Here is a 6,015-nt window from a genome sequence, read left to right on the forward strand (position 1 = left end):
GACGCAGAGCGTCCCGGGCTGCATTCCCACGCAGAGCGTGGGAACGATCAACTCCTGTAGGAGCTGCCGAAGGCTGCGATCTTTTGCTTTTAGAGGGTGAAGTCGCCTTCAACTGCCAGTTCGCTCAGCGGGCGGCGCGGGCTCGGCTCTTCGCGCGCTTGCAGGTACTCGGCCAGCGTTGCCTTGTCACCCAACTTGCCCACCGCAACCGCCGCATGCAGCGCATAACCTTGCGGAATATTCAGTTCCTTGCGCGTCAGCTCCTGATCGAACCCGGCCATGCCGTGGGTGTGCCAGCCGCTGAGACTCGCTTGCAGCGCCAGATGGCCCCACGCCGAACCCGTGTCGAAGGTGTGCCACAGTGCCGGAGTTTCTTCAGTGGCGCCCGGGGCAGTGAAGGTGGTTTTTGAAATCACGATCACCAATGCCGATGCATGCTGCGCCCAGCTACGGTTGAACTCGTTGAGCAGGCCCAGATAACGCTGCCAGTTCGGCGTGTCGCGGCGTGCGTAGAGGAAACGCCATGGCTGCGAGTTGTACGCTGACGGTGCCCAGCGCGCGGCTTCAAAGAAGCTCAGCAGGGTTTCTTCCGGGATCGCTTCACCGGTGAAAGCGCGCGGCGACCAGCGGTCAGTGAATTGCGGGTGAATGGCGTATTCGGCAACGCGAGGGTTGGCACTCATCGAGAGATTCCTTGCTACGGTTGAATAAGAGATTCGAACGAAAACCCGGCGGGATCAGTTGCGCTGAACGATGAGGGTTTTCCGAGCCTGAGGGTTCACCGGCGTGTAACGCGGTCGAGCGTTAATGGCACTGGGGCAGGGCTCCTTGCGACAGGCAAAACTACTTGCCTGCACAAAAGCTGACAAGCCCTATGCAACCGATAGTCGCCAGCGCTTGGCCGACAAGGCCTTGGGCACTAGACTGGCGGCCTTTTCACCACCTGATGTTGATGCTTGAGCCATGGCCGCCGAAGTCGAACCGTTCTGGAAACACAAAACCCTCGATCAGTTGAATCACCAGGAATGGGAATCGCTGTGCGACGGCTGTGGTCTGTGCTGCCTGCAAAAGCTCGAGGATGAAGAAGACAACAGCGTCTATTACACGCGCATCGCCTGCAAACTGCTCGACCTGAACACCTGCCAATGCAGCGATTACCCGAATCGCATCAAGTTTGTCCCCGACTGCATTCAGCTCACGCCGGGCCAGGCTGAAGAATTCAAATGGCTGCCGCCGACCTGCGGGTATCGTCTGGTCAGCGAGGGCCAGGACCTGCCGCTGTGGCATCACTTGGTCTGCGGCGACCGTGACGCGGTGCACCGCGAGCGGATTTCCCAGTCCGGGCGCATGCTCGCCGAGGGCAGCGTGCCGGAAGACGATTGGGAAGATCACCTGATTTTCCGCGCGGGTTAACTGAACAATCTGTAGCGAGGGAGCTTGCTCCCGATCATTCGGGCCTGCGAGCAGGCTCGCTAGCCACAAGGAGTGTGTATGGCTGTGGGATTGCCTCAGGCGCTGCTCGTCGTACTGCTGGCGCTGAGCGCACCGGTATGGGCGGCGCAGAAAGTCGACCTCGATTACCACGTGCGCCTGTTGCCGCAAAGCGATCAGGCCGAAGTGCGCCTGACCCTGGCCAAAGGCGAAGCCGTGCGCAGCCTCGATTTCGACCTCGGCGACGGCAGCCATTACAGTGATTTCAAGGCCGACGGCCAATGGCTGCTGACGCCGGGCACACACGCTCGCGGCGTCTGGCGGCCGACCCGTGACAAGGCCAGCCTGACCTACCGCGTACGCATCAGCCACGGTCGCAAGAACGGCAGCTTCGACACACGCATGACCCCGAGTTGGGCGTTGATGCGCGGCGACGAGTTGGTGCCGCCGGCCAAACTCGATCAACAGGACGGCAGCGAACTGGTCGCGCGCCTGCAATTCGAATTGCCCGAAGGCTGGAAAAGCGTCGAAACCGCATGGCCACGTATCGGCAAAAACAAGTTCCGCATCGATAACCCGTCACGGCTGTTCGACCGCCCGACCGGCTGGATGCTCGCCGGCCACCTCGGCAGTCGCCGCACGCGACTGGGCGAAACCGAAGTCACCGTGGCTTCGCCGCAAGGGCAGGGCATGCGCCGCATGGACGTGCTGACGTTGCTGACGTTCGTCTGGCCTCAGGTGCAGGCGGTTTACCCACGGCATCCGGCGAAACTGTTGATCGTCGGCGCCAATGACCCGATGTGGCGTGGCAGCCTTGGCGCGCATGAATCGATCTTCGTGAATAGCCGATTGCCGCTGGTCAGTGAAAGCGGCAGCAGTGCATTGGTGCGGGAGTTGGCGCAGGTGTTCGGACGGATCAATGACGAGCAGCGCAGCGACTGGATCAGCGAGGGTTTTGCCGAGTATTACGCGATCGAACTGGTGCGCCGCGCCGGTGGCATGAGTGATGAGCGCTATCAGGGTTTGCAGGCGAAACTGGCCAAGGACAGTCAGAAAGTCACGACGTTGCGTGGCGCGCAGATCAGCCCGGCGCAGGTGTCAAAAGCGGTGATTTTGTTGCAGGAGCTGGATCGCGAGATTCGTCTGAAAACGCGCAACAAGCGCTCGCTGGATGATGTGTTGCGCGGGGCGATGCATTTGGGGACGGTGAGTACTAAAGAATTTGTGCGACTGGCTGAGAGTGTGCTCGGCGAGTCCTCGAAAGTCCTGGATACCGAGTTACTGCAATAAAGATCAAAAGATCGCAGCCTTCGGCAGCTCCTACAGGGAAATGCATTCCACATGTAGGAGCTGCCGAAGGCTGCGATCTTGTGCTTTTAAACCCCGGCTTTCGGCGATTTCACTGAATCATTGCCGGTCACCGTCGCCGAGCTGGTCGCTGCTTCGGCATTCGCCTTCAGCTTGCTCAACTCTTCCCCGGCACGCTCGATCTTCGCCCGCACGTTGTTCATGTCCTGACGACTCTTCTCGATCAGACTCTTCACCGAGCTGTGCCCGGTAATCCCGCGGGCCATGGCCACGCCGCCGATCGCCACCTGAATCAGACCGAACACACCGCCACGGCGCAGGCCCTTGCCGACCATGATCACGCCACCGGCCAATGAGCCGATGCGCTCCCAGCCTTCGACGTTCTGCTCGGAACGGCTTTGGAACGGGGTGGATTCGATACGCTCGACGCGTTTGAGCTCGGTCATGATCTTTCTCCAGGCAATGAATAATGGATAAACAAGCTGACTGCGCAAGCGGCCAGCTTGTTCCATCGGATGTTCGACGCTTTAGCGGAATTTTGGCCCGGAGCGGGTGTTCAAGCCTTTGGCCATGCGGTCGTAGAGCACGACGTTGACCGTGGCGGCGAGGTTCATGCAGCCGGTGGTCGGGATGTACACGACGTCTTCGCACCAGTCGCGGATTTCTTTATCCAGCGAGCCGTCTTCCGGGCCGAAGATGTACAGGGCGCGATCCGGGTGGGTGTATTCCGGCAGCGGGCGGGCGCCCTCGACCAGTTCCACGGCAACCGGTACGCAGTTGAGCGGGAGAATCTTTTTCAGATCGTCGATGCCGATCAGCGGGATGTCGTAGTGCACGCGCTTGGTGTCGGTGACGAAATCGGCGGCGCGTTCATAACGCTTGCCGGTGTAGAACACCGATGCCACGCCATAGCAGCCTGCGGCGCGCATCACCGAACCGACGTTCTCCGGTGATTTGGGGTTATACAAACCAATGCAGCTGTACCGTTTGTCTGCCACGAGCGGGGTGCCTTCGGGAAAAAAGAGCGCGATTATACGGGGATTGGGGGAGTGCGGGCAGATTCGAGATCTGCGGTGTCTGGCAGGGCCTCATCGCTGGCAAGCCAGCTCCCACAGGTTTCCTGGATACACACAAAATTTGTGAACGAGCCTGATCACTGTGGGAGCTGGCTTGCCAGCGATGGGGCCAGTTCAGGCGATGAAGATCATTAATCTTCTTTTTTCATCAGCCCGGCGAGGGCGGCAAACGGGTTGTGCGTCGCCTTGGCAATCTTCGGCGTGCTCAACGAGCCTTCGCTGAAGTACTGCTGATCGGTATACCGCGAATGTTCGTTGTCGTGGCAATACAGGCACAACAATTCCCAGTTCGAGCCGTCTTGCGGGTTGTTGTCGTGGTTGTGATCGCGGTGGTGCACGGTCAGTTCGCTCAGGCGCTTGCCGGAAAATTCACGGGTGCAGCGGCCACAGACGTGCGGGTACATCTTCAGGGCCTTGTCGCGGTAGCCCATTTCCTTGTCGCGCTGGTTGTCAGCGAGGATGCGATCCAGCTTCGACGTATTGGTTGGGGTGGACGAACTCATGGGTTCACCTTTGTAAAAGACTAATGACGGTTATGCGCAGAGTTTAGCTCAGCCCTTGAGCTTCTCGGCAATCCAGATTGTGTGCCGCGTGCCCTTGTTGCCGTGGGCGAAGACCTGGACCTCTTCGGCCTTGAAACCGGCCTTCTTCAATTTGTCGGAAAACAGCCGATCAGCGCTGGCTGACCAAACGGCGAGCACGCCTTTGGGCCGCAGTGCCTTGGCGCAGGCATTCAGACCGGCGGCGGAGTACAACCAGCTGTTGGCCTTCTGGGTCAGACCTTCGGGGCCGTTGTCGACGTCGAGCATGATCGCGTCGAAGCCGTTCGGTTCGCTTTGCAGCACCTTGGCCACATCTTCCTGACGGATGACGGTGCGCGGATCGAGCAACGGCCGGCCAGACTTCTCGCCGAGGGGGCCACGGTTCCACTCGACCACGCCGGGCACCAGTTCTGCGACCACCACTTCGGCGGTCTTGCCCAGATGCTTGAGCGCCGAGGCGAGGGTGAAACCCATGCCCAAGCCGCCGATCAGCACCCGCGAATTCGGTCGGCCAGCGACTTTGCGGCACGGAATCTCGGCCAGCGCATCTTCGGAGCCGTGCATGCGCGTGTTCATCAATTGCCCGCCGTCGCCGCCCTGGATCTTGATGACGAAATCCTCGCCATACTCGAAAAGGCACAGGGCACCGCCGCTTTCAGGGATCGGGGTGGTGTCGAGCAGAACGAAACGTTTCATGGAAATCTCTACAAGGGGGAAGGCAAGCAGGCCCGTTGGGAGTAGCCTGAGCGCAGACTAGAGGCCAAACGGAGCCCTTAATGAAGCGCACCATTCTAACGGTCATTGCCCTGGCCGCGCTTACGATTACTGTAGCGCAGGCGCAACAGACGATTCCGCTCAGCCCGGCGCCGCAACCCGGCTCGCCCGGTACCGCAACGCCGACACCGTATCCGCAGATCACCCCGATCAACATTCCCAAGTCGGGCGCCGGCAGTGGCAGCCCGCCGCTGGTGCCAATCGAAATGCCCAGCCCGCCGAGCAAGGATCAACCGGTGCAAGGCATTGAGCCGACCGGCACCAAGGCAAAATCCCCCGGCGGTTAAACCTGTTGCGCCGCTAATTGACCGTCGGCCATGCGCAGGCGTTTCGACAGCGAAACAGCGAGGGCACGGATGATCTTCGCGGCGATTTTCGGTGCGTCGTTGAGCATTTTTTCCAGGGAGTCTTTGCCGAGGTTGAGCAACTGACAGTTGCTCGCGGCGATGCAGGTAGCCGAACGGCGTTCACCGTCGAGCACGGCCATTTCGCCAAAGGCTCGACCGCTGCGCAGGGTGGCCATGGTGATGACCTGGCCGTCGGGCCCGGTTTTCTGCACGGCGACCTGACCGGTGTGGAGGATGCACATGAAACTGCCGGCATCGCCCTCACGGAAAATCGCCTCGCCTTCAGCCACGGTGCTGATGCTGAAATAGCCGGAAGCGGCCGCAAAGTCGGCCAGTTGCAATTGATCGAACAGGCCACAGTCCATCAGCCAGTCGCGGATTTCGTTGTTCAGGAAGGTCGGTTCTGACATGTCAGTGCGGTCTTATTCTGTTGTCACGGATTCCAGGCATTACACAGTCCCCATGTAGGAGCTGCCGAAGGCTGCGATCTTTTGATCTTGATTTTTTAAAAGGCAAGATCAAAAGATCGCAGCCTTC

The 6,015-nt window shown here is 60.1% G+C and carries 9 protein-coding genes; 3 read left to right on the forward strand and 6 right to left on the reverse strand.

What is annotated here, in order from left to right:
• Positions 1-89: 89 nt before the first annotated feature.
• Positions 90-683 carry a nitroreductase family protein gene (locus tag EJA70_RS23040; RefSeq protein ID WP_158833735.1) on the reverse strand — a complete coding sequence of 198 codons (594 nt, stop codon included), beginning with the start codon at positions 681-683 and terminating at the stop codon, positions 90-92.
• A gap of 280 nt (positions 684-963) precedes the next feature.
• Here EJA70_RS23040 and EJA70_RS23045 point away from each other — a divergent pair, with 280 nt between their 5' ends.
• The gene (locus EJA70_RS23045; RefSeq protein ID WP_158833737.1) at positions 964-1,413 is read left to right on the forward strand and encodes a YcgN family cysteine cluster protein; all 450 of its coding nucleotides are present in this window, start codon (positions 964-966) and stop codon (positions 1,411-1,413) included.
• A gap of 78 nt (positions 1,414-1,491) precedes the next feature.
• Positions 1,492-2,721 (forward strand): hypothetical protein, encoded by a 1,230-nt coding sequence (locus EJA70_RS23050; protein ID WP_158833740.1) that lies wholly within the window; start codon positions 1,492-1,494, stop codon positions 2,719-2,721.
• Between the two features lie 86 nt (positions 2,722-2,807).
• Here the strand turns inward: EJA70_RS23050 and EJA70_RS23055 are convergent, their stop codons facing one another.
• From EJA70_RS23055 to EJA70_RS23070, 4 genes are all read right to left on the reverse strand, one after another.
• Positions 2,808-3,185, reverse strand: coding sequence for a DUF2892 domain-containing protein (locus EJA70_RS23055; RefSeq protein ID WP_008087099.1), 378 nt, complete (start codon positions 3,183-3,185; stop codon positions 2,808-2,810).
• Between the two features lie 81 nt (positions 3,186-3,266).
• Positions 3,267-3,737, reverse strand: coding sequence for an RNA methyltransferase (locus EJA70_RS23060; protein ID WP_007911337.1), 471 nt, complete (start codon positions 3,735-3,737; stop codon positions 3,267-3,269).
• Between the two features lie 209 nt (positions 3,738-3,946).
• Positions 3,947-4,318 carry a YajD family HNH nuclease gene (locus EJA70_RS23065; protein ID WP_007911336.1) on the reverse strand — a complete coding sequence of 124 codons (372 nt, stop codon included), beginning with the start codon at positions 4,316-4,318 and terminating at the stop codon, positions 3,947-3,949.
• Between the two features lie 48 nt (positions 4,319-4,366).
• On the reverse strand, positions 4,367-5,053 hold the full coding sequence (locus EJA70_RS23070; protein WP_093438218.1) for a spermidine synthase: 687 nt from the start codon (positions 5,051-5,053) through the stop codon (positions 4,367-4,369).
• Between the two features lie 80 nt (positions 5,054-5,133).
• On the opposite strand from EJA70_RS23070, the gene EJA70_RS23075 reads away from it, so the two are divergent.
• Positions 5,134-5,418, forward strand: coding sequence for a hypothetical protein (locus EJA70_RS23075; RefSeq protein WP_158833742.1), 285 nt, complete (start codon positions 5,134-5,136; stop codon positions 5,416-5,418).
• On the opposite strand, the gene EJA70_RS23080 is transcribed toward EJA70_RS23075, so the two are convergent.
• Positions 5,415-5,888 (reverse strand): Crp/Fnr family transcriptional regulator, encoded by a 474-nt coding sequence (locus tag EJA70_RS23080; RefSeq protein ID WP_008085900.1) that lies wholly within the window; start codon positions 5,886-5,888, stop codon positions 5,415-5,417. The two genes, EJA70_RS23075 and EJA70_RS23080, sit on opposite strands and share 4 nt — an antisense overlap.
• Positions 5,889-6,015 lie beyond the last annotated feature (127 nt).

It is taken from the genome of Pseudomonas sp. PB103 (assembly GCF_009764635.1).
Lineage (GTDB): Bacteria > Pseudomonadota > Gammaproteobacteria > Pseudomonadales > Pseudomonadaceae > Aquipseudomonas.